Consider the following 22,759-nt stretch of genomic DNA (forward strand, 5'->3'; position numbering starts at 1 on the left):
CGAATGAGAATGACAACCCCCGTTTGGCACCCGCTGTGCTGTTTTGATTTGGCTCCGCCCCCTGGGGGGCTAAGGGCGGGTTTTGGTGCTGTTGGGGCGGCAGGAGACGCTGCCGGTTTGAATGATGTGGGCGTTGAAGGTGCGTCGGTTGTCGACGACGGCGGCGGCGAGTCTGGGGCCTGTGAAGGGTTGTTTGGCTGCGGCGGCGGCCATTGAGGGGCTTCGGCGCGGATGGTGGGTAGCAGCAGCGCGCGGCAGGCTGTCGATCGCAGCGGCTGCCGCTGGCTCGGACATTGCCTGTATGGCGGGGGTGGTTGCGGTGGTCATGCGGTGGCTCCTTCCAGGAGTTAGTCGTAGTCGGCCAGTGACGGCATGGGGCGGGTGACCGCAGCCTGAGCGATGGCGGTGGGCTGGTTGCGGAACCGGTGGTGTGGGGACTGGCCGCCGCAGTAGCCCGGTTCCTCGACTTCCAGACACAGGTCAACAACCCGGACCGCCCCCACATTAAACGCTGGCTCGCCCGGACTCACCGACGCGTTAGAGCAGTCGCACGCCCTTGTGCTCCCCTATGGTGATAGGCCGACGTGTGGGTGTCGGCTCTGGTCCCTGGAGATGACCTGGGTCTAGTGCTGGGGTGGGTGATCAGTCCACTCGCGCGAGTGTCAAGATGGGGTATGAACGCTCTCGCGCGAACCACAGCTGCTTCGCTCACGTTATTGATGCTCGCCGCTACAGCGTGCAGCAGTCGCGGCACGGAGCCCCCATCCCGCTACATGGCGCCCAACTGCTCCCACTTGCTCGCAGCTGCCGTTAATTTCGAACGCTATGGCACCGGCGACATAGATGCGACTCTCCAAGCCTTGACCGAGAACTGCTCAGACGAGTACGAGATCGCGGTGGACTATGTCTCCAACTCCGTTGATAGCAGCTTCCAAAACGGCTCCTGTGACGATCTTCTTGGCTACGGCGTCCGACCAGAGGCGGTCACACTCCTAGAACAAGATGGGACATGCACTTTCGGCGGAACCGACTACCAAGCAGGAGCACCAGCTTGGCCCGAAGGCGGGCTGGGGTGGGATGAGGCTAGAGAATACGTGGGGACGGTTCAGCGGGTGTGCGGCCCACTGATGAGCGGTCGGGAGACGGCCGACGGTACGTTCGTCAACGTTGGCCAAGATTATCCTTCCGCCGACCGCTTCACATTCGTGTTCTGGGACACCTCTCTCGACCCCATCGCCTCGGGAACGACGGTGTGCGGGCAGGGTGAGATCTATCTTTACGAAGGTGTCGCCCAAATGGAGATGCGAGATCCGAGCGCCCTCGAACTCTGGGAATGATGGTCTTCTTGACGTGGCTGACGGTTCGAGGGGCGCCCTCTGTCTAGGATCGGACGGTCCCTACTTGCCCCGGGGGACGTCCGGCCATCTGCTGACAAGCTCGCTCCGACCCGCTAGACCTGTCGCTTAGGCTCAGTTAGCCGCCACACCCTCCTAGGGTCCACGGGTGTCTTGCCACGGCCGCGCCCCGCTCGCGTCGCCAACGACGGACCACGACCGAACGCGGCATGAGCGCGCTTCTACCTGGAAGAGACAAGCTAGGGATTTGTCAGAGGTAGCTGCAACGCTAAAGGTCATGGGCTGGGCAGACGCCCCGGGAAAGGAAACCGACGTGTTGAGTCGAAGGACGAGAGACCGCAGCGGTTGGATCAAGTTGGTCGCAGTGGGCGGCCTCGCCGCCGTGGCCATTTGGACGTGGTGGAGTGGCACGTTCTTCGCGTTGACGGGAATCGTCGCCCAGTGGCTGACGGACATTGCTCTGAATTGAGTTGCGGACCCCGCGGCGGCAGCGGTCGCGAACAACGGGCTCGAGGTGATCGCCCTGGGCGCGGCAAATGCGGACGTTGGGGTGGGACTGGTCCGCTAACGAGATTTGCGAGCGTTCCTCTGGTGGGCGGACCCCACCAAGACGAATGCAGCCGAGTGGTTGTGGGTGCAGCCCGATACCTTTGGGTTGAACAGCACGGTCGGACTGAAGACCCGCGCTAGCGACAGGAGCGGCAATGCACAGCGAGATCGAGCTCGTGAATGACGGCGACGGCCTTGCCATCATCGGCGCGCCGATGGATGTCGAGCGGTTCTTCCTCTCGACCGGCCTCGACAAGACTCCCTCGCGACAACTCGACCTGCACTGGCTCTCTTCGGCGACGGGAGCAGGAGGAACTGCGTCACAGATCGGTGCCGATCTCGCGGCGAACTCCGGACGCTGGGTCAAGCTGACCGCCGAGTCTGCTGAGAAGGTGAAACAGTTCGGACTGATGCCCTCCAAAACGCCCGGCGTCAGCCACGCAATGATTGGACAACCGGGAAACATCAAGCAGTGGCTCCAGCTCTCACACGCCCCATCCGCCCTTCTCAGCGGACCTCTTGCCCTCACTGCGTTGTCCACACTGATGCAACAGCGCGCGATGCAACAGCAGATTGACGAGATCGTCGACTACCTCCAGGAAATCAATGAGAAGGTCGACGACCTCCTCCGCGGTCAGAAAGACGCGGTATTGGCCGACATGATCGGCGTCGACCTGATGGTGGAAGAGGCGATGACCGTCCGCGATCATGTCGGCCGCGTTTCCGACGTCACATGGTCGAAGGTGCAGTCGACCGCAGTCACGATCGCACGCACCCAGGCCTATGCGCTGCGCCAGCTCGACGCCATCGCGGAGAAGCTTGAGAAGAACAGCGGCCTGAGTGAGATCACCAAGGCGACGAAGAAGGCCGAGCCGCAGGTGCGGGAATGGCTGGCCGTCATTGCGCGCACCTTCCAGCTTCAAGAAGGCATATCGGTCCTCGAACTTGACCGCGTGTTGGATGGGTCCCCAGAGGAACTCGACCGGCATCGGCTCGGGCTGGTCGCCGCGCGCCGCAATCGCCTCGAACTCATCGGCCGCAGCACGGCGCGCATGCTGACACAGATGGACGAGACCGTCCGCCGAGCCAACTCAAAGGTTCTATTCAACCCGTTCGACTCCCCCGCCGCGGTGAGGTCCAGCAACAAAATCACGGACGGCGTCCTCGATCTCCGAGGACGGCTCGGGATCGACTCGAGACATGAAACAACAGACGCGAAACGCTGGGTCCTTGCTGCTTCCGAAGTTCGCGACAAGGTCGTCGCGTCCACTTCAAACGCAGTCACTGTCGCCCAACGATTCGGGGCGGACAGCTTCGACCGGGCAACTGAATCGTTCCGTGCCGTCGACATTGACGCCGACGGTATCCCGGACAAACCTCGGGCGACCGCTGCGGCCCAAGAAGCTGGCGCGGCGATCAAGGGCACAGCAACTGGAGTCGCCGACACCATCGGGAAGATCTTCAAGCGCAAGCACGCCAACACGACTTCCCCTGAAGAGCCGGATCCTCAGACGCCAATCGAGGAATCCTGACCCTCACGACCTGCGGCATGTCCGGGTGCATCGTCCGCACGTTCTCGATAGTGACGGCCAAGTCTGGATCACTCTCGGGCCCGCGGACCATGGTCGTCGCCAGCATCTTCCCGCTGGACATATGGAGCGCTCGCAAAAGGGTGGACCCAGGTTGGGCGGATATAGATGCCCTGGTTGTCCGGCTCCATAATGAGATCCGTCCTCGTGATGTGACCGACCCCCCGTGCAAGACTGAACACCGTGAGGCCCGCTCCAACCAGAGCTAGCGTCGCGGCTGGCGTATCAGGGATTTCCGGGGAGACTTTCAGGAGTTGGCCAGCTCCCAAGACGAACATGCCGTACCCCAAGGATGTTCCGAAGCCGATGCGCAAGGGCTTGAAACCACCCTTCGACCAATGGGCCATTGAATCTGTGTAGGCGCGCAAGGGGACAACGCCATGTTGAAATGCGCGGACTATCCGGGCACGCTCGGCTGTGAGGAAAACCCAGTCACGCACCGAGAATCCAAGAGCTCCGATCAACGCGACGAGGGTGACCATAGTGTCCGGCCAGAAAGGTTGCTGACCTGTCACAATCAGCACGGTCCCGCCGAGCAGCGTGAACGCCACCGTGAAGGCCACCGGCACGATGAATCGGCCACCGTGCACGGCATCACGTGCGACCAGCTTCGCTAGGGTGGCGCGATGCAGGCTAGTGAGCACGGGATCAGGGTCTTCAGCGTCCAAATTGGCGCGTAGAACCGCCTCGAAACTGCGGACTCTCGCCCCACTAGTGAGCTCCTCCAAGCCTCGGGCAATCGCAATCAGGGACGCCGCCCCGCCAACGAGGGCAATCAGGAGCATGATGGTCGACTGTTCCATGCAACACATCCTGCCCAACTCCTGGCTGTCTTTGTCGATCGCGCGGAAGGCGACACTTGAGGCTGCTGGCCGCCACGCACGGAGAGTCTGGAAGGCTTGCCGCATGGCACACTACGGATGTGTCACGTACGTCTATCCCGACGGCCGCCATGACGAGCGGGAAGTATGGATGATCGGGCCCGCTATAGACCAGTACTACATCGCGGAGAATGGCGAGCGGTATCGCATCGTTGAGCCTCTGGAGCGTCGATCAAAAGCGCGGCGCGATTTGGCCCGTATGGCGTGTATGCCTTCCTAGAGCCTGCCGTGGCCGTCGACACCGGATCGGAAACCCTCGCCGGGTACTACCTTCCCGCCCACGCCTGAGGTCGCCTCTCCCAGATCGCCGGGTCAGCGATCAGTGGAACCCTAGCCGAACCTCGACGTTGTGGTTCTGTGAGGGTCCCGCCCCTGGTCCGCTCTTCGCTCGGGCCGCCATCGGCTTCGCTCGTTAGAACGGCAGCGCGGGGCACATGCGGCATGTCAGGATGTTGGAGCCCGGTCCTCTGCGCGAGGTTCAGGGGCCTCGCCGTTGGCGACCCCGTCGATCCAGTCGTTCGCCTCGTCCGACAGGTATAGCCCGGCTGGACCGCTCTGGCCGACCCACCATGCCTCGATGCTGATGACGCCACCTGCCCGGGTGATTTCATCGACCAGGGCGGCCGGGACCTCGTCACCGTTGTTTTCCATCAGATAGTCGCGGGACTGCTGCCGCAGCTTCGGCCACCACGCTTCGATACTCATGCCCGACATCATCCATCACAGCGATGCGAGGCGCCAGACGCGGCATGAGAGCGAATGTCTGGCGCCGCCCTTGGCCGTATGGGAATCGCAGATCGGCGAAGAGCAGTGGCTGGGCGGCGCCTCAGGTGGCCTGCCTTTGTGGCATTTGCCCCCCGTTCAGCGGGTGAGCAGCCGGAAGCACAGCGGTGTCTCCTCTCCGGCAGAATCGGACAGTCGGCAGAATGGGCTGTCACGATGCGGCGAGGAGCGGGAACTACTGAGCATGAGAGAGCTTCCCCCGCCGCGAGATCAGGAATGGCTTGAGAGCCTATTCAACCTCTACTCGAAACGAGTCAGGGCCTTTGCGATCCGACGCGTGGGCCCGGATGCGGCTGACGATGTGGTCTCAGAGGTGTTCAGCATCGCTTGGAAGCGTCGCCCCAATGTCCCCGAGCCTGCTCTTCCCTGGCTGCTACGCACTGCCCATCACGTGGTTTCCCACGAACGCCGGGGACTGGCACGGCGCCTCAATCTCCGAGACGCAATCGCCGGGGCGCTGGCAGACACGCCCAAGGCCGCAGCCGACGCCTCCAGCCGAGTCCTGGCCGAAAGCGTGCTCAGCCAGCTCTCCTCCACAGATGCCGAAATCCTCCGGCTGACGGCCTGGGAGGGGCTGACTCCACAAGAGATAGCCGTGGTCCTCGACCTCAGCGATACAGCCGCTCGTACTCGACTCAAGCGTGCCAGGCAGCGCGCCCAGCAGCTGCTCAATGACTCCGGTCCAGCTCTCACACTCGCCGTGGTCACCCCCCACCTTCAAGGAGAACCGACATGACCGACATTGACACCCTGCTGAGGGCCGCTGACCCTGCTGCCGGCGTCCCTGACTACAGCGACGACGAACGCCGCCACATCCTGGTCACCGCGATCGCGCCCACGACACCGGCCAAACGTCACGCGGGGTGGCGGATCGGCGCGGTGGCAGCGGCCGTGGTGATGGTGACCGCCGTCGGCGTGAGCAACCTGGTCGGAACAGGCGCCACAGCGCGCGCGGATCAGATTCTGACCGAGGCTGCCATCAACGCCGTCGACCCGCCGGCGACGGCGGACCAATACTGGAAGATGACCGGGACTGCCGACTACGGCACCGGAGAGGTGTGCGGCGAGAGCTTCACCGAAACGCACTACCTCGCGGTGGATGGGAACCGGCCTAGCTGGTACGTCGAGAGCTATGACACCACACCTGGCTGCCCGCCGCTGGGCGAGGACCGGATCTGGACCCTGACCAAGAGCCCCAACGCCATGGTCGACAGCTGGCGTTGGCCGAGCCCCGCGTTCCTCGCTTCGCTCCCCCGCGACGCAGAGCAACTGCGCTCGCGGCTTTACGCAGACGCGGCGGGAGTAGGGGCGTCCTCCACCGACGCCGGCGTGTTCGTCCTGATTGACTACGCGCTGACCTACGGAGCCCCCCCGGCCGACCTACGCTCCGCCATGTTCGAGGTACTCAAGGACGTGCCAGGCATTTCGGTTGCCGACGAAATGGTCGTCGATGGCCGCGACGTCGCCCTGTTCACCCTTCAAGGCGGTGAGGTCACTGAGATGCTGATGATCGACCCGGAAGCCGGGCAGCTGGTCGGCTTCCAAGGCGTGCAGAATGAACGCAAGGTCACCTACGAGCGATTAGTGGTCGACACGGTTCCCGAGGAAGTTCAGGACGCCGCGGACATGTTGGACTGCGAAGTCGGCTTCGACGACACGATCAACCCAGCGGGCGATCTCATTTGCCGCTGAGACGAGCCTCAAACTGGGTGAGGGCTACCCGTCGGGACGGCCCTCACCCTCGCCCTGGGGAGAATCAAACTCCCCGCCAGCGGCAGATCCGGTCGTTCAGGATCTCCCGGGCAGATTGCGCTTTAGGTGGTCGAGGGAGGGGTGCACGCCTTCGGTCTCCATCACACGCATCCACTTCTGGTTCGGCATGAACAACAGCGTTGAGGAGTCCCGTTTCTGCATCATGTTGGTGTGGAGGAGGAGCCTCTCGAGTTGGTTCAGCTCGCGGAGGAATGCGATGGCGGCCGCGGTGCCATCCAGTTCCCGCCCCGCACTAGATCAGTGAACTTGTTGAGTCGTCCCACGGCGTTGGACCGTCGAGGCGGCGGAAACCCTCGATCACCGGTGCCGTGAGTTGGTCGAGCGCAGCCAGAGGGCGGACATTAGCGACCGCAGTGGCGCCCCTCGGCTCTAGGCGCTCGAGGTTCCGGGGCCGCCACGAGCCAGGGGCGTACTTAGTCCATGGCGGGTGTCAGACGTAGCGAGCCGATCAGCGCGCCGACCCGAGCATAGTCGACCAGCCCGCGGTCGAACTCCGCACGACCGGTCGCGCTCGGTGAGAAGTCGGCCCGGTAGGGCTCCGCAAGGGCCGCCTGCGCCTCAGCGATCGAACTGAAGGCGCCAATAGCGACTGCGGCGTACATCGCCGAACCGGTCGCGCAGACCTCAGTCGCGGTCGACACCATGACATCTGTGCCGAGCCCGTCTGCGAGTGCCTGACAGATCATTGGCGAGTTTCGAACCACGCCACCGATCAAGAGGACACGCTCGATTCGGGCGCCCGCCTCGGAGAGCCCCGCGAAGATCGCCTTGCTACCGAGCACCGCCGCGTGAACCAGCGACCGGTAGAGGTCGGCGGCGTCGTGGCCGATCCGCAGGTTCACCAGCGCGGCGCTGGCCCGGTCATCGAGGTTTGGGTACCTGCGACCGTTGATCCAGTCAAGGGCGACAATCCCGGAGGACCCTCGGGCCAAAGCTTCCCTCTCCAGTGTCGGCAGCAGCCGGTCGCGGCTCGCGGCGAGCATCACCTCGACCTCGTCCGCTGGCAGCCTGCCCGTCAATTGATCTCGCCAGATCTCCTCCCAGGGCGAGGCCAGCACCCTCGCGTACCACGCGAACAGGTCACCGAAGGCTGCCTGACCGGCCTCTCCGCCGAGCCAGCCGGGGAGAATCGAGTCCTCCGCCACACCACTAAAGGCGCGAGTGTCGCGTCCCTCGATACTTGCGTAATCGGTGAGGAACATGTCCACGGTTGACGTCCCGACTACCTTGACCAGGGTGCCCGGTCCGATCCCGGCGCCGACGGCTCCCGCATGAGCATCCAACGAACCCACAGCAACGACCGTCGATGTGCTCAGCCGCAGTCGCTCGGCCCACTGGGGGGTGAGCGTCCCGACCGGGGTCCCAGCAGGAGCGGGGGGCGTCCGGAACGTCCTCGCGACCTCGGCCAGGTGCGGGTCCAGCCCGGCGAGCGTCGAGCCAGGAACCATGCCGCCGAGGCGGCGGTTGAACAGCACCTTGTGGCCGGCGGCGCAGGCATTGCGGACAAATGCGTGCGCGTCGTGGGCACCAACCAGCAGGTTGGTGATCCAGTCGGAGTGCTCCACCCAGGACCTGGCGTGCTCTCGGATCGCGCCGCTCGTCCGCACGCCGTGCAGGATCTTGGCCCACCACCACTCCGAGCTGTACTCGCCTTGATATGTGGTGAAGTCGACCTCCCCGGCGGCCAGAGCGGAGTTCACCTCATCGGCGGCGGTGGAGGATGTGTGGTCCTTCCAGAGCCAGAACATGCAGTCCGGGTCATTCTCATGCCCCGGAAGCAGGGCTAGCGGCACTCCGTGGCGATCGGTCGGGGCCGGAGTGGAGCCGGTCGAGTCGATCGCGAGGGCTGAGATGGCGCCCTCCCCCAGTTCAGCGGCGACGTCGGCGAAGAGACGGTCGAGCGCCTCCAAGTGGTCGAGCGGATGCTGCCGGAACTGCTGGCGCTCCGGCTGGCAGAACTCCCCGGCGGCCCAGCGCTCAAAGGGCTGACTGAGGGTCAACACACACTCTCGCCGAGCGAGGTCCCAGACTCCAACCCGGACCGAGTCCGTGCCGAAGTCCACACCGGCGACGAGGTAATCCTGGCTCATGGCGCTCCTTCTGAAATGTGGGTGGACGATCAACGCCTCCGAATCGAGCGATTGTGACGGGGAGGGGTGGCCCCCAGGCCACGCCTCCGAGGTGCGGGTCGCGACCTGGCTCGATCGGATCAGGGCAACAGGGCAGTCACCAAAGGGTGTAACCGCCGTCGACAACCATCACCGAACCAGTAGTGAAGGTGGAGGCGTCGCTAGCCAGATAGAGCGCGGCGGGCGCGATCTCTTCGGTGCTGGCGTAGCGCTGCATCGGGACCTCGTCGATCCAGTAGTGCCGGTACTCGGGCTTATCGATGTCAGCAATTTCGGTCTTCACGTAGCCCGGCGCCAGCGCGTTGACCCGGACCTTGTGCTGGGCCCATTCGGCAGCCAGCGAGCGGGTCAAGTGGTGCACGGCGGCCTTGCTGATCCCGTAGGGCGAATGCCACTGCGGTCGGTTGATTATCAACCCTGACATCGAGCCGATGTTGACAATCGATCCACTGCGGCGTGCGACCATGTGACGTCCGACGACTTGGCAGCAGGTCCAGACAGCCTTGAGGTTCACATCGAAGAGCCGGTCCCAATCCTCGTCCGGCAGGGTCAGAGCGTCGGCGTGGAAGCCGATACCGGCATTGTTGACGAGGACGTCGATGTGCCCGAACTCTTCGATGACGGTACTGACCATCGCCTCGACCGATGCGCGCTCAGCTACGTCAGTCCGGACGGCGACGGCGGCGCCCGGGCCAATCTGGTTTAGGGCCGCGACGGCCTCCTCATTGCGGGCCTCGGTGCGGGCGGCGACCACCACCGTTCCTCCGGCCTCCACGAAGGCCTGAGCGATCCCTCGTCCGATGCCTCGGTTGGCGCCGGTGACAACCGCCACCTTGCCCTCCAGGGAGAACTTGTCGAGCATTGTCATGAAGTTTCCTTCCGTTTGATCAAGTGCCGGCGTTGGCACGTAGATGTTCGAACCACGCCGCGACGGCGAGACGGGCGGCTCCAAGGGTGGTCCCGTCTGCTCCAACGCGCGCGGGGACCAGATGCAGACGCCGCGTGGCCAGCGGCAGGACTCGGTCGTAGACCATCTGCCGGACACCACTGAGGATCAACTCTCCCGCAGCGGCGACCGAGCCGCCGATGACGATCACCTCGGGGTTGAGCAGGCTAGTGGCCGAGGCTATGGCTTCGCCGATCCTCCGACCCCCCGCGCGCAGTGCCGCCAGCACATCTGGATCTCCGGCGTTGGCGAGGCGGACGATCGCGCTGGTGTCGGTCGCCCGGTCATCGTTTAGGTCGCGGACGATCGCCCAACCAGCGGTCAGTGCCTCGACGCACCCGCGATTGCCACACCGGCACAGCGGTTCACCGTGTCCATGCACCTGGCTGTGACCGATATCCCCGGCCGCTCCCTGGGCACCGTGGTAGAGCCTGCCGTTTGTAAATATGGCGGAGCCGATGCCGGTGCCGACCTTCACGTAAAACAGCGAGTCTGCCTCGGGCCAATATTGGGCCTTCTCGGCCACAGCCATCGCATTCACGTCGTTCTCGACTAACACCGGGACACCGAGCCGCTCCTCGAGCCAGGTCTTGGTGTCGAATCCGTCCCAGCCCTGCAGCACCGAGTAGCCAGTCACCATCCCAGCGACATAGTCGACTGGCGCAGGCAGGGCGAGCCCGACAGTGACAAGGCGCGACCGTCCGCCCTCGTGTCCGGCGACCATTTCGTCAATGATCGCCGCGAGCTGGCTCAGGATCTTCACTGGGCCGGCCGCAAGGGCGATGATGACCGCGCGCCGCGTCAGCACCCGGGGATCGAGGGAACAGAGCATGATCTGAGAGTGGCGCTCGCCGATGTCGACGGCAGCGACGACACCGTAATCCCCGTCCACTTCCAGCAGACGTGCCGGGCGGCCACCGGACTGCTCTGCGCGCTCGGACTCCCGCACTATCCCACTGTCGAACAACCGCTCCAACCTAATTGCGAGTCCACCGCGAGACAAGCCGAAGTCGCGCTGCAAGCTAGCCCGCGTGCTGGGGGCTCGCCACAGTCGTGCAGCCAGCTCTAGGTCCTGAGCGTCCAGATTGCTCAGCTGGTCTGCCGGACGACGACGTTCGGTCCCGGTCATGCCAACAAGATAACCGCCATAATGCGCAACATCAACATAAATCTCAAAGTTTTGCTTGACAGAGCGCAAATCTGGGACCACGCTGGTACCACCCCGCGAGGCACGCTGGGCACTTCAACGGAGAGGTGGAAGACATGAGCAGATGGACGGGCCGCGCAACGCTGGGCGCCCTTGGATCTGGGATCTTGGCGATCACGCTGGGACTGGCAGGATGCGCGAGCCCGGGAGATCCGGCAGCGACCGGCACTGCTCCCGCGCCCGAGGACAAAGTCGTGATCGGCATTGTTGAGCAACAACTGGGGAATCCGTTCTTTGGCGCGATCCAGGAGACGGCGAAGGCCACCGCCGAGGCCGCCGGCGCGCAGGTGATCGTTGCCAACTCGAAGACCGCTGGCGACTCGGAGACGCAGGTCACCGCAATTCAGGACATGATCAACCGCAAGGTCAAGGGAATCGTCGTGGACCCGGCCAACGCCACCGCGTTGGTGCCCGTGATCAAACAGGCTCGCGATGCTGGGATCCTAGTGATCGCGGTCAACACACAGACTGATCCGTTCGACGCCGTCGATGCAACTTACGAGACCGACAACCTCGAGGCTGGACGGCTGATCGGCGCCTGGGCGAAGGCCACGCTCGGCGATAAGGAGGCCAAGGTCGCCCTGCTCGACTACGACCTCACGGACAAGACTGCGAAGTTCCGACACGATGGTTTCTTGAAAGGCTTCGGGCTGACCGAAGAGTCCCCGGAGATCGTTGGCCAGAAGGAGACCACCGCCAGTGTCGACGGCGGACAGGCAGCAATGGAGAACATGCTGCAGGCCCACAAGGACATCAACGTGGTCTACGGCATCAACGAGCCAATGTCCCAAGGCGCCTTCGCCGCCGCAAAGGCGCAAGGTTTGGAGTCGGGCATTCTTTTCACCGGAATCGATGGCAGTTGCTCAGGCGTTCAGGCCGTCAAGAACGGGGAGATCGGCGCCACGGTCGCCCAGTTCCCGACCTACATGGGCCAGAAGGCCGTCGAGGCGATCCTCCAGTACGTCAAGGACGGCTCCAAGCCAAGCGGGATCATCAACTCGGGCACGATCCTGATCACAGATCGCCCAGCCGACGGGATCGAGTCCAAGGACACCGCCTGGGGCCTCGAGAACTGCTGGGGCACTAAGTGACCCCGTCCCCGGCGGCGGCTGGCATCGACACCGATGCCAGCCCCACCGGGGCGGCCCGGTTCGGGCAGGCCATCGCCCAGGCCACGAGGGGCGGGGTGCTCGGACCGCTGGTCGCCCTGTTGGTCGCGACGATCCTGTTTTCGGTGCTCACTGACACCTTCCTCACCCCGAGCAACATTGCGCTGATCCTGACGCAGTCAGTTGTAATCGGCATGCTGGCCCTCGGTCAGACCATGGTGATCCTGACGTCCGGCATCGATCTGGCCAACGCGGCGGTGATGGTGCTCGCCTCGGTGGTGATCGCCAACATCGTGAAATCGGCGTCCAACGGGGTCGTCGCGCTGTCAGCCGGCCTCGCGGTCGCCCTAGTCTTGACAGGGGTCTCCGGCCTGTTGGTCAGCCGAGTGAACCTTCCTCCGTTCATCGTCACCCTCGGAATGCTGACCGTCGTCACCGCCGCGGCCCGGCTCTACACGGGTTCCAGCAGCATCCCAGTGCAAAACGACCTGATCTCCTGGCTGGGCATCCCGATCGTGATTGGCGAGTTCCGGTTGACCCTCGGCGTCTTCTTCTGGTTCGGCGCTTACCTAATCGCCTGGTACGCACTCACCCAGACTTCCTGGGGCACCCACGTGTTGGCTGTCGGGGACGATCCCGAAGCTGCCCGCCTCGCTGGAATCAAGACCAAGGCGGTGCTGCTCAGCGTCTACCTGGTCGCCGGAGTGTGCTACGCGGTCGGTGCCTGGCAGGCCCTTGGCCGGATCCCGAATGCCGACCCCAGCGGGTACGCGTCCGGTAATCTTGACTCGATCACTGCCGTGGTCATCGGCGGTACCTCGCTGTTCGGCGGTCGCGGTGGCGTAATCGGCACCCTGCTGGGCGTGCTGATCGTCACGGTGCTGCGCAACGGCCTCACCCAAGCCGGCATCGACTCGCTCTACCAGGACATCGCCACCGGAGTGCTCGTGGTCGCTGCGGTGCTCGTCGACCAGATCACCAGGCAGGCGAAATGAGCACCCCGGTTGTTGCTGCGCGTCAGCTCGTCAAACACTATGGCGCGGTCACGGCGCTGGACGGGTCCGACTTCGAGGTCTTCGCCGGCGAGGTGCTCGCCGTGGTCGGTGACAACGGAGCTGGCAAGTCCACGCTCATCAAGGCCCTGACCGGGGCGGTCGCACCTGACTCGGGCGAGATCCTCGTCGACGGTGTGCGAGTGCGCTTCAACTCCCCCATCGACGCTCGACGCCATGGCATCGAGACCGTCTACCAAACCCTAGCTGTCGCTCCGGCGCTCGACATCAGCTCCAACATGTTCCTCGGCCGCGAGCAGCGCCGTCCGGGGATCCTCGGCTCAGTCTTCCGCAAACTCGACAAGCCAGCGATGCGCCGGCAGGCGGCTGCCACACTCGCCGAACTCGGGATCACCACTGCCAAGTCGGTCCGACAGCAGGTGGAGACGCTCTCCGGTGGACAGCGCCAGGCAGTGGCAGTCGCCCGGGCCGCGGCCTGGGGCAGCAAGGTGGTCGTGCTTGACGAGCCCACAGCCGCCCTCGGCGTTAGGGAGTCCGCCCACGTCCTCGACCTGATCCGCCGGATCCGCAACCGCGGTGTCGCAGTAATACTAATCAGCCACAACATGCCGCAAGTGTTTGAGATCGCAGACCGCATCCACATCCATCGACTCGGTCAGCGTGTCGCGCTGGTGCGACCTGGCGAAGTCTCGATGACTGATGTGGTTGCGATCATGACCGGCGCCAAGGCAGGAACCGAAGGCTTGGTGGACGCCGATCTCCCGACCAACGAGGACGGCTGAAGGGCCTGTCGAAGCACCGAACTGGCTTGCCCGCCAACGGCGCGTTACCCGGACACACACCCTTCATCGAGTCAATGCGCGGTGACAAATTGTTCAGTCAGCGCCCCGGAGGGAGGTGGAGCAGTCCGAGCACGCAGGGATGTTTGGGACGGTTCCCGTCACCCGGAGCAGGACTTTCGTCGTGAATCGGGCTGGTTGTCGACGGCGCTCGAAACACCCACATCGCGGTCACCATTGGCGGCAATTGAGGGCGGTCGGCTTGCGAGACTGGCCCGCCGATGACTGGCACACCGACATCTTCTCGTGGAATTGTCCGGCCTTCGGCGAGTCCATCAACTCCTTGATCAGGGATATCGGCATTTTGGCGGTGATGCCCTGCTCCAAGACGATCAGGCACACTTGGACGCCGCCTCTTGGACCTCTGGCCTCAGTGGGGCCGCGCCGACGAGCAGGCACTGAGCCGACTCACGGCCGATCTGGTGCCCAACCGCGATGACCTTGCGCGCCGAAGCGAAAGCGCGCGGCTGCGAAGTCGACTAACCGGTCATTCGCGGCATGAGCACGAGTCCCCACCGCGAACTCGCCGACTCTTAGCAAGACAGGCAAGGCCCACTCGGCAGAGGACGCTGCCCGGCGTCCGACTACAGCTAGCTAGCAGTTCGCCGCCAGGCAACGCCAGTTCTAGCCGGGGATGTTGCGAGGATCGTTGCCAGGCGAGATCGTGTCTTTCCCGCGGATCGATCCGTCGCGCCCGTGGATGTTCAACTCCCCGCCTCCCTGATTCCCTAGGTAGTCGCGAGCAGCATTGATTGCCTCCCGTTGAGTGCTGTGCACTGAGGAGGCGCGGCTGGCGCCCTCCTTGCCAGCCGCCCATCCATCGGGACGCGGCGTGACGTGGTAATTGGGCATTTGCATTCAGCCTTTCATCGAGTTAGGAGCAACAGTTCAGGAGAGTCCACCCGAACCGCCCGGAAGCACTCACTTCGGACGGTTCAGGCCGCGGCTCACCCCTGCCTTACCTCAGGTTGAAAGTCTTCCCGCACTTGCCACACGCGATGAGTCCGGGGCTGTACCCCCCGATCCGGAACTTGGTGTGGCAGTGGGGGCACGTGACGGTGTAGCCACCGGGGCGGCTCTTCATAGCGGATTCCTATCTGGGCCTGGGGCCCGCTCGTGGAACCAGTACGAAGCCTCCCCGGCGAGCGCAGTTCTGCTACCCTCCGCTTGTCACCCTGGAAAGTGAGCATGAGAGCCCGGATCGGCGATGAGCCCGATCACGGGCTCTTCGTGTTCCACTATCCATTATCACGTACGTGCGGACGAACCACAAGGGTGCAACTACTACATGTCGTGCCGTTTCCGGCGTGAAGCCACCACATGTAGTAGTTCGGAAAGCATGACTCAGTCAGCACTCGAGGGACCCGCGAACGCGGCGACGTTCGAATAGGACCGCCTGAGGTCGCTACAGGCCTTCAGTGGCTGTACCGAATCTTCTACGAATCGAAGGCAGGCACCTCCCGCTCACAGCGTGTCGCAGCCGTTGGCGACGGGGTCGCTACGGAAAGCTATGGCGCTGTCCGGACGTCTGCTCCTCGGCAGGATCGTCCGCTCGGTCCGCGGCAATAGCGGACGTTGCATGCCAGTTGTCGACTGATGCTGGAGGACTCGCGGTTGAGACCAACTCAGGTCGATGACAACGTCTCTAGCGTAAGCCGAGCTAAGCGCTCGGTCTTCGTACCGTTCTTGAAGAGAGCCGCAATGTATCCACCGTATTCCTCTTCACCGATATTCCTCATTGCTTCCAGTGTGGGGAGGGTCATTGTCTTAGCCTCATCCAAGACAGGACGCCAATCAGTCGCGTGGTGTTCGATACCAGACAAGTCCAGACGGCGGAATACCACGTACGAGATCAGGCGGTTACCGTGAATAGAGTATCCCTTGGAGCGATTATCCAAGCCTTTGCGTTCCAGCTCGAGTTGCGAATCGATTGCTCTGAGAATCTGTACGCTGCGCCAAACGCGTAGGTAGTTCGTCGACGAGTTGAACAGGAGTTTGTACGGCGTCCTGGAGGTGTCGTCCCAAAGCTTGCTGACCTCTCTCTTCGCCTGCGTAGCGAGAGAAGCAGAATGTGCGCATGCAAGGGCGACCGCTGCCTCAACGAACTCGCACCCCTTGTCCGTGTCCGGCCTCTCTTCACCGCTGCGGATCGTGTATGTCAGCCCATCGACAGAGAAGTCGTCTCTCAACCGAGCCTGTTCTCGGTCGAGGCCCACGAAGTCGCGGCCACCGATCAGGTTTTGCGTGTTGGTAGCCCGCGTAACGCGTTTTGCGAAGTCCTCGTCCGCAGACTCGAGGGAAATGAAGCGAACCATGACGCGCACCGCCTCTAGTTCGTCCTGCTTACCCTGCCTTAAGGCGCGCGTGAGGGTCCCTACCGTTTGGGCTCCATTAACGATACTTACCCCCTTTACCCCGAACGTCCCTTGACGCCGCTCAGGACCACCGGCAGGCGCCTTATCGATCGACTCACAAAGCGCTGTCACACCGTTGTTGAAATACCAGAAGTTCTCTGGCGTTTGCGTTATCGTTTCGAATACGGAGTTGTTTACTTCCGAGTTTGGAAGAACAACACGGACGTTCCGCGCCAAGAGGAAATCTCCGTGATCCCGTAACCACCCCGCGATCTCAGATCCTCGCACATGTCCATAAATGGCATCGGGAGGACCCTCAAGGCGTCCCCAGTCTGACAGATCGACCGTTAAGTCAATTTGACTGGAACGGGTCTCATCAACCAGCAGCTTGTAAATGACTCCCTGGTTAGCGTAGGTGACCGTCGCGACCTCTGTAGGATCATTCAGCGTCGCGACATATTCATCCATATGCCCACGCACTTCCTCGGCGACTGCCGGGGTTCCCATGGATGCGAAGATCACCTCGATCCGCAAGTCGGTGTTGAGGAGGATCCGATCCAGTTCAGATTCTCGACTCTTGACTTTCTCGTTAAATCGATCCCACTTTCCCGTCACTAGGTCGGCTAGGCCTTTCTGAAACTTCATCATCTCATCGAGCGACGGGCCATTCTTCCCGGTCTCTGACCACTTGGCCTGAACCACGAACAGCCGAGGCGGATCCGAATCGACGATTGCAATAGCATCGACGCCGTTGTCTCCAGGCCCATCTGTCACTGCCTGAGCGGCTGCCTCCTCGTCGAGACCAGCTAGTTTGGTTAGCACGAAGGCGGCGAGCGCCCTTGTGAGTCTGGATTGTTCCACCTGCTCGGGACCGTGGGCAGCGAGGTCAGTCACATCGACGTGCGGATACGTCGTGTCCTTCAAGCGCCGCTTCACCTGCGCGACGTGCAAGTCACCCACGTTGTCCTCTTTCTGAAACGCGAGCGAGCTTTCATACGTAGTCGCCCATCTTTCCGGCGACCCCACCATAGTCCCCGGGGGTCCGCAAGGCTGGCCACACGCCCTGGAACGGTGACGTCTTCCTTGGGCACCCGTGGAAACCCGATGGGCAGACCCGGGGGTTGAGTCGCTCATCAGCATCCGCTCGCCGGCATGTCCGGACGCTCCATTCCTTGGAGGGACGAAGAGTCATGGCAAGCAAAGCTCACAACTTAATGAGTCTCCGGACACGCCCGGGTGATCATCGCGCTTATTGGGTCTATTCAGTTGTTGCGGGATGATGCGCTGGGGGCCCAAGGCTCTGCGCGCCACGAGCTATCGCAACGGGTCAAGGGACGGGGTGGCGTGAAGCACAACCTGCGGGGGCTGCGAGGCGGATGCTGGCCGGTGTGGCGGTTCGTCAGTACGCCCTGAAACTAGATGGCCTACGGTACGAGAGGCACCAGGACCTCGCCAGAGACCTGAATGTCACCTTCAACGTTCTACTGAATGAGGCATTGGCCCATGCGTTGGGTGCTGGGAAGCGAGTCCGGAGTGGTGGGAAGGCCTTTGTCCGAGCTGTAGGGCTCGCTTTGTGCAAGCGGACATGACAGCCTCCTTGTAGACGGACAAGGACTTCCCTGCTGACGGACAGTTGATCTCCCTGTCTGAGGCCATCGGGACCCCAATCGTGTCGGTCCCACGAATGAGGCGTCCCTCCGGTGTTTGCTCGAGGTCTTCGACCACCGCGATCGCCTCACAGCTGGGGAGACCAGACTGTCTGCTCATCGTCTCCGGACAAACACTCATAGCTGGAACCCCAACTCCGACAAAGTGTCGGAGTGCGGTGGCACGATGTTGTCCAGTTCAGAAGCTGAGTTCTAGGGGGAGAGTGCGGGATGCGCACGGCGCAAAGGCGGCAGCAGCCGATCCGGTTTGTTCACTGGGTCGGGTTCCTCATGGTGGCGGGGTCGTTCGCCTTGGTGCTAATGGGCGGCGAGCCGGGGCCAGCATTCGGAGTCACGGGCACGATCCTGATCATCACAGCGGTCTATCACGCAGCGCGCGGGAGTTCCTGGTTGCAGGTGTTGACTGCCTGGTTCTCCCAGTCGCCGATCCTGCTGGGTTTCCTCACCGGTGCTGCCTTCTTCACCATCGGGTGGGTCATTCCGTCGCCGGCTCCTGAGTCGGTCGTTCCGCAACCTGCCGCAGAGACCGCGCCGATGTTGCCTGTGGCGTCAGTGTCCGCTGAGACCCCGACACCCACCCCCACCCCGTCGCAGAGCCCCAGCCTTCGTGTCTCTCCCTCTCCCAGCCCTTCACCTGCAGCCAGTGTGTCCGCGGCCGTCAGCACCCCATCGGCAGCGGTGTCACCGAGCGCTGAGGCGTCACCGGCGTCGGGTCAGGCCGCGGTGCTGCTGTCCGAGTTGGCGATCAAGGGAAGGGCGCCGAAGACCGGTTACAGCCGCGACGAGTTCGGGCAGCGCTGGGCGGATGTCGACCGGAACGGGTGTGACACCCGCAATGACATCTTGGGCCGCGATCTGACCAGCATCACGTACAAGGCGGGCACCCGTGATTGTGTGGTCCTCACCGGGGACCTGGGTGATCCGTTCACGGGTTCGCTGATCAGCTTCGTGCGCGGCAACGACACCTCCCGCCTGGTACAGATCGACCACGTTGTGGCTTTGGGCGATGCATGGCAGAAGGGTGCTCAGCAGTTGGATCTGGACACCCGGACTGAGTTCGCCAACGATCCGCTCAACCTGCTCGCGGTTGATGGTGCGGCCAATGCGCAGAAGGGTGACGGCGACGCAGCCACCTGGCTGCCCCCGAACAAGCCGTTTTGGTGTGACTACGTCACCCTCCAGATCGCGGTCAAGCACAAGTACGGCCTGTGGGTCACTCAGGCCGAGCACGACGCCATGGCCCGCATCCTGAACGCGTGCCCCGCCCCGGTAGCCACAGCCAGCCCTGAAACGACGGCAGCTCCCGCTACCGCAGTTATGTCGCCGACACCGGCTCCGGTGACTGCATCGAGTAAGCCAGCGGGTCTCGTGGCAGCCGCCCCTCAGTCGGCAACTGCCACAACCCATGCCCCCGCACCTATCGCTGAGATCCCCGCCCCGCCGGCCGACGCGTACTACAAGAACTGCGCCGCAGCCCGCAGCGCCGGTGCAGCACCCCTCTACGCCGCCGATCCGGGCTACCGCAAAGGCCTCGACCGCGATGGGGATGGGGTCGCTTGCGAGTAGCCGGGCCCACTCTGGCGAGGAAGCTCATTTTGCTTCGGGGGGCATGGCCTCCTCGGGGAGGTTCAATCATTGGTGCTTCTTCACTTGGGCGGAGAAGGTTCGGCCACTGGTGGGACGGCGCGACAAACTCGAAGGGCTGACGCCAGAACCGCTGCGACGGGGTAGAGCCTCGAGGCGGACTCTGGGTCTAGGTCGTCCAGAGGCTTCAGATCGGCGGGAGTGCCCATGGCCGTGAGATCGACTTTCGATTGAGGTTGCGTTTGGTGCACCCCTCCACCACATCCGGGGCGGTTCAATACCGTCAAGCCAACGTCGCGAATCTCGCCCAGTCGGTGTACTCCCATTCCCACCTCCTGCAGACACGCTCACGGGGAACTTGGTCCTTCAATGGGTCGAGCAAAGCAAGCTGCGCGTCAACCCCGTCACCAATGACCAATGCGAGAAGGTACCGCTGCGAGGCTGCAACCATGACCGACAACTCATTGTTCGTGAGAGAGAACCGGCTGTTCCGGGACTCGACCTTCTTGACCTCAATGTGGACGGGGTCGCCATCGGGGCCTGTTCCTTCCAAGTCGTAGCCGGCATTCTGCCGTGATACGTCGGTCAGGCTCCAGCCTTGACCGTTGAGGTATTCCATTGCAGCAACCTCTGCGACCCTCCACCTCGTCATCGTCCCGCCGAACGTCGCGGAACGATTGGCCAACTCCCGGGCGGGGGTTGACGCCTGATAGGTGGGCTTCAAGATCCGTGCCGGGGGCTGCTTTCCTACGACCTCTTGTTCCCGCTGCGAGAGTTGACGCCCCTGTGTGCGGGCAGATTCCACCAGCCTTGTGGCCAAGCGCGTCCGAGTCTTGTCGCTGAGTTTCGTCGCTTCGGGTCTCGTGATCAGTTCGCTGGTGCGGAGTGTGGGGCCAGAGAACACCGTGCGCAAAGCCCTGGCTTGCGACACCTTCGTCTCGTCGTAAAGGGCTGGCGGTGCCCCCTCTGGAAAAACCGTCTTCACGTCCTCCTCCTCCATCGCGACTTCACTGAAAGAGAATGGCCATGTCCGCCCAGCGAGTGCGGCCTTGGTTGCTGCGAGCAGCCTTCCGGGGACCGTCGAATCGCCCCCGAGGGCAATAGTGCGCAGATCCTCGCCGCCGAGTAACAGATCCCAGATGTGCTTGAAAGCCGCCCCCTCGGTGTCCAAGAGAAAGTCAGCGAATAATTGCCCAACCGACTCGACCACGGCTTCCGTGCTGGGATCCCGCAGGACCGCATGGGTGCGTGAAGGATCTGTCAGCAGGTTCCCCGAAGCAATCGCAGCAAATCCGAGCTCGTCGTCAAGTGGCAGGAAGCAAGCGAGTCGGCCCCTATGGCCGGCCAGTGCTTCCGCCCGTGAATCCATCGGGATTAGAAGAACGGAGTCAGCGGATGACTTTCGCTGGAACTCCGCTATCGAGCCATCGACGGTGAGCAAAACACTGTCGCCTCGATGTTCACTTTGGATGGTGATCTCACGATCGGGATATCGAAGAACGGCCTTGGTCACGTTCCTGAGGAAGAGGAGCGCGATGGGGTCCAAATTGAGTTGGTCATCGGCGTAGTGGCCAAGGCTCAGGGTGAACTCCGCGCCTGATCCCTCAGCTCCCGCGATAACCCGAGCCGGAACCCGCAACAGGGGAGTCTCCTCCGGCGAGGTGCCCAAGAGTTGGGCTGACTCGTTCCTGTCAAACAAGATCCTCACACCGGAAGAACCGACCGTCACTCGGTCGGCGACGGACGCCACCGCCTTGAAGCCGATACCGCGGTAGCCGATTGTGTCACCACCGCGCTGCTTGGCGGAGTTGGCAGACCGGCACAACGCTTCAAAATCCTCGTGCGTGAACGCTCTGCCATCGTTCCGCCACACCAACTCATTGGGCTTGGAGAGATCCGCCTCTACCTGGCGAGCCCCCGCATCGTCCGAGTTCTGCAACAACTCGTACAGAACCCTTGCCCGGTACGTCTCAGCCAACAGAGACTCGATGTTGGCCATCTCTCGGAAGAGCCCGGGTGCTTGGGCGTGCTCTCTGAGGAGCTGCCGCTGAAGTTCCTCGACACCTAACCGCAGGTTCACAGCGCATCATCCTGAAGTCGGACGACCACGCGAGCAGGCACCCCTGGAAGATCGGACACGTCGAAGGAGTATGACGAGGCAGATGTTGCTGGCCGGGAGGGAATCCGGCCACCTTCGGCAAGCCTGATCTTATTCGCGTAACTCTCTCGGCTGTCGAGGAGGAACCCGGCCTCATCAAAGACCTCGATCACCATACGAGGCGACCAGAGTTTGAACGCATGGCTTCGCTCGGAGGTGAGATTGCCGCCCCCATAGGAATCCTCGGCACCCTCAAGGGCGGGGGAATCCTCGAGTGTGCCGATGGCATGAGTACTTCGTGCGATGACTTCTAGGTTGTCTTCTCCGCGGATGCCTACGATTAACTCTGTGAGCCTCGTCTGCACGCCTCGGCCCGTGGTCTCATCGATCAGGTCATGTTGCAGATCTACCCAACCTAGAGAAGGCGTGAGCTTGAAGTCATCCGCATCGTGCCAATCGACACCGCCCAGCCACACATAGAGATCCCCTGGGGCAAGGGGTTCGTCGGATTCCCAGAGGCCCGACTTTATGGCCACCATCTTGGGAGCCCCGGTTTCACTCAGTAGGAAAGGTCGAGGTATAACGCCGTAACTGGACAGTGGTCCTTGTTCACGGCTGCGGAGTTGCCAGAGGACGGTTGGGGTGTCCTTGCCCGTGTGGCGCACTTGCCAATCGTCTGGATGAAACCGCAGCTCGAGTGATACGGCCACCTCGCGAATGTGCTCGTCTGCGACGGAGATCGAGACCAAACGGGCTTGGGGAGCAACTAGTTCCCAACCGAGTACGGAGAGTGCGATTTCGTCGACGTCGACCTCAATCGCCTCGATGGCTCTTTGCAATCTATCCTCCAAGGTTGTTGCGCTCAGGCTGGTCCCTGTATCTC

20 protein-coding genes and 1 pseudogene are annotated in these 22,759 nt (G+C 63.0%); 9 read left to right on the forward strand and 12 right to left on the reverse strand.

Annotated elements, in window-relative coordinates:
* Positions 1-69: 69 nt before the first annotated feature.
* Positions 70-327, reverse strand: a complete 258-nt coding sequence (locus tag H5393_RS12285; protein ID WP_182766943.1) for a hypothetical protein — start codon at positions 325-327, stop codon at positions 70-72.
* A gap of 533 nt (positions 328-860) precedes the next feature.
* On the opposite strand from H5393_RS12285, the gene H5393_RS12290 reads away from it, so the two are divergent.
* Together H5393_RS12290 and H5393_RS12295 are read left to right on the forward strand one after the other, a co-directional pair.
* On the forward strand, positions 861-1,337 hold the full coding sequence (locus H5393_RS12290) for a hypothetical protein (RefSeq protein WP_182766896.1): 477 nt from the start codon (positions 861-863) through the stop codon (positions 1,335-1,337).
* Positions 1,338-2,059: 722 nt separating this feature from the next.
* Complete coding sequence (locus H5393_RS12295) at positions 2,060-3,436, forward strand: hypothetical protein (RefSeq protein WP_182766897.1); 1,377 nt, start codon at positions 2,060-2,062, stop codon at positions 3,434-3,436.
* A gap of 68 nt (positions 3,437-3,504) precedes the next feature.
* On the opposite strand, the gene H5393_RS12300 is transcribed toward H5393_RS12295, so the two are convergent.
* Complete coding sequence (locus H5393_RS12300; RefSeq protein ID WP_182766898.1) at positions 3,505-4,296, reverse strand: hypothetical protein; 792 nt, start codon at positions 4,294-4,296, stop codon at positions 3,505-3,507.
* 522 nt (positions 4,297-4,818) lie between these two features.
* Positions 4,819-5,079 carry a hypothetical protein gene (locus tag H5393_RS12305; protein WP_220488401.1) on the reverse strand — a complete coding sequence of 87 codons (261 nt, stop codon included), beginning with the start codon at positions 5,077-5,079 and terminating at the stop codon, positions 4,819-4,821.
* On the opposite strand from H5393_RS12305, the gene H5393_RS12310 reads away from it, so the two are divergent.
* Both H5393_RS12310 and H5393_RS12315 read left to right on the forward strand, forming a co-directional pair.
* Positions 5,078-5,893 carry an RNA polymerase sigma factor gene (locus H5393_RS12310; protein ID WP_182766900.1) on the forward strand — a complete coding sequence of 272 codons (816 nt, stop codon included), beginning with the start codon at positions 5,078-5,080 and terminating at the stop codon, positions 5,891-5,893. The genes H5393_RS12305 and H5393_RS12310 overlap by 2 nt on opposite strands.
* Complete coding sequence (locus H5393_RS12315) at positions 5,890-6,849, forward strand: hypothetical protein (protein WP_182766901.1); 960 nt, start codon at positions 5,890-5,892, stop codon at positions 6,847-6,849. Before H5393_RS12310 ends, H5393_RS12315 begins: the two co-directional genes overlap by 4 nt.
* A gap of 494 nt (positions 6,850-7,343) precedes the next feature.
* Here H5393_RS12315 and H5393_RS12320 read toward each other — a convergent pair whose 3' ends face one another.
* The 3 genes from H5393_RS12320 to H5393_RS12330 all read right to left on the reverse strand — a co-directional run bounded on the left by H5393_RS12320 (position 7,344) and on the right by H5393_RS12330 (position 10,954).
* Complete coding sequence (locus tag H5393_RS12320) at positions 7,344-9,020, reverse strand: ribulokinase (RefSeq protein WP_182766902.1); 1,677 nt, start codon at positions 9,018-9,020, stop codon at positions 7,344-7,346.
* Positions 9,021-9,156: 136 nt separating this feature from the next.
* On the reverse strand, positions 9,157-9,927 hold the full coding sequence (locus tag H5393_RS12325; protein WP_182766903.1) for an SDR family NAD(P)-dependent oxidoreductase: 771 nt from the start codon (positions 9,925-9,927) through the stop codon (positions 9,157-9,159).
* Between the two features lie 19 nt (positions 9,928-9,946).
* Positions 9,947-10,954, reverse strand: a complete 1,008-nt coding sequence (locus tag H5393_RS12330; protein WP_182766904.1) for an ROK family protein — start codon at positions 10,952-10,954, stop codon at positions 9,947-9,949.
* A 314-nt stretch (positions 10,955-11,268) separates the two neighbouring features.
* Between H5393_RS12330 and H5393_RS12335 the strand changes: the two genes are divergently transcribed.
* The 3 genes from H5393_RS12335 to H5393_RS12345 are packed head-to-tail and all read left to right on the forward strand — an operon-like array spanning position 11,269 to position 14,116.
* Complete coding sequence (locus tag H5393_RS12335) at positions 11,269-12,303, forward strand: substrate-binding domain-containing protein (RefSeq protein WP_182766905.1); 1,035 nt, start codon at positions 11,269-11,271, stop codon at positions 12,301-12,303.
* Positions 12,300-13,316: an ABC transporter permease gene (locus H5393_RS12340; protein ID WP_220488402.1), complete on the forward strand. Its 1,017-nt coding sequence runs from the start codon at positions 12,300-12,302 to the stop codon at positions 13,314-13,316. The genes H5393_RS12335 and H5393_RS12340 overlap by 4 nt, the downstream gene beginning before the upstream one ends.
* Complete coding sequence (locus H5393_RS12345) at positions 13,313-14,116, forward strand: ATP-binding cassette domain-containing protein (protein ID WP_182766906.1); 804 nt, start codon at positions 13,313-13,315, stop codon at positions 14,114-14,116. Before H5393_RS12340 ends, H5393_RS12345 begins: the two co-directional genes overlap by 4 nt.
* 228 nt (positions 14,117-14,344) lie before the next feature.
* On the opposite strand, the gene H5393_RS12350 is transcribed toward H5393_RS12345, so the two are convergent.
* From H5393_RS12350 to H5393_RS12365, 4 genes are all read right to left on the reverse strand, one after another.
* Positions 14,345-14,515 carry a hypothetical protein gene (locus tag H5393_RS12350; RefSeq protein ID WP_182766907.1) on the reverse strand — a complete coding sequence of 57 codons (171 nt, stop codon included), beginning with the start codon at positions 14,513-14,515 and terminating at the stop codon, positions 14,345-14,347.
* Positions 14,516-14,797: 282 nt separating this feature from the next.
* Positions 14,798-15,031 carry a DUF2188 domain-containing protein gene (locus tag H5393_RS12355; protein WP_370585985.1) on the reverse strand — a complete coding sequence of 78 codons (234 nt, stop codon included), beginning with the start codon at positions 15,029-15,031 and terminating at the stop codon, positions 14,798-14,800.
* Positions 15,032-15,131: 100 nt separating this feature from the next.
* A complete protein-coding gene (locus H5393_RS14930) occupies positions 15,132-15,257 on the reverse strand; it encodes an MJ0042-type zinc finger domain-containing protein (protein ID WP_182766909.1) in 126 nt (41 codons plus the stop codon).
* A gap of 541 nt (positions 15,258-15,798) precedes the next feature.
* Complete coding sequence (locus H5393_RS12365; protein WP_182766910.1) at positions 15,799-17,487, reverse strand: AIPR family protein; 1,689 nt, start codon at positions 17,485-17,487, stop codon at positions 15,799-15,801.
* Positions 17,488-18,839: 1,352 nt separating this feature from the next.
* On the opposite strand from H5393_RS12365, the pseudogene H5393_RS14680 reads away from it, so the two are divergent.
* Together H5393_RS14680 and H5393_RS14685 are read left to right on the forward strand one after the other, a co-directional pair.
* Positions 18,840-19,457: pseudogene (locus H5393_RS14680) on the forward strand (HNH endonuclease family protein); the annotation flags it as partial.
* Between the two features lie 54 nt (positions 19,458-19,511).
* Positions 19,512-19,760: an excalibur calcium-binding domain-containing protein gene (locus tag H5393_RS14685; protein ID WP_255436516.1), complete on the forward strand. Its 249-nt coding sequence runs from the start codon at positions 19,512-19,514 to the stop codon at positions 19,758-19,760.
* Positions 19,761-20,061: 301 nt separating this feature from the next.
* Here H5393_RS14685 and H5393_RS12375 read toward each other — a convergent pair whose 3' ends face one another.
* Together H5393_RS12375 and H5393_RS12380 are read right to left on the reverse strand one after the other, a co-directional pair.
* Positions 20,062-21,858: a sacsin N-terminal ATP-binding-like domain-containing protein gene (locus tag H5393_RS12375; protein WP_182766911.1), complete on the reverse strand. Its 1,797-nt coding sequence runs from the start codon at positions 21,856-21,858 to the stop codon at positions 20,062-20,064.
* Positions 21,855-22,715 carry a hypothetical protein gene (locus H5393_RS12380; RefSeq protein ID WP_182766912.1) on the reverse strand — a complete coding sequence of 287 codons (861 nt, stop codon included), beginning with the start codon at positions 22,713-22,715 and terminating at the stop codon, positions 21,855-21,857. Before H5393_RS12380 ends, H5393_RS12375 begins: the two co-directional genes overlap by 4 nt.
* Positions 22,716-22,759: the final 44 nt, after the last annotated feature.

Source organism: Tessaracoccus sp. MC1756, from assembly GCF_014164735.1.
In the GTDB taxonomy this organism is placed as follows: Bacteria; Actinomycetota; Actinomycetes; order Propionibacteriales; family Propionibacteriaceae; genus Arachnia.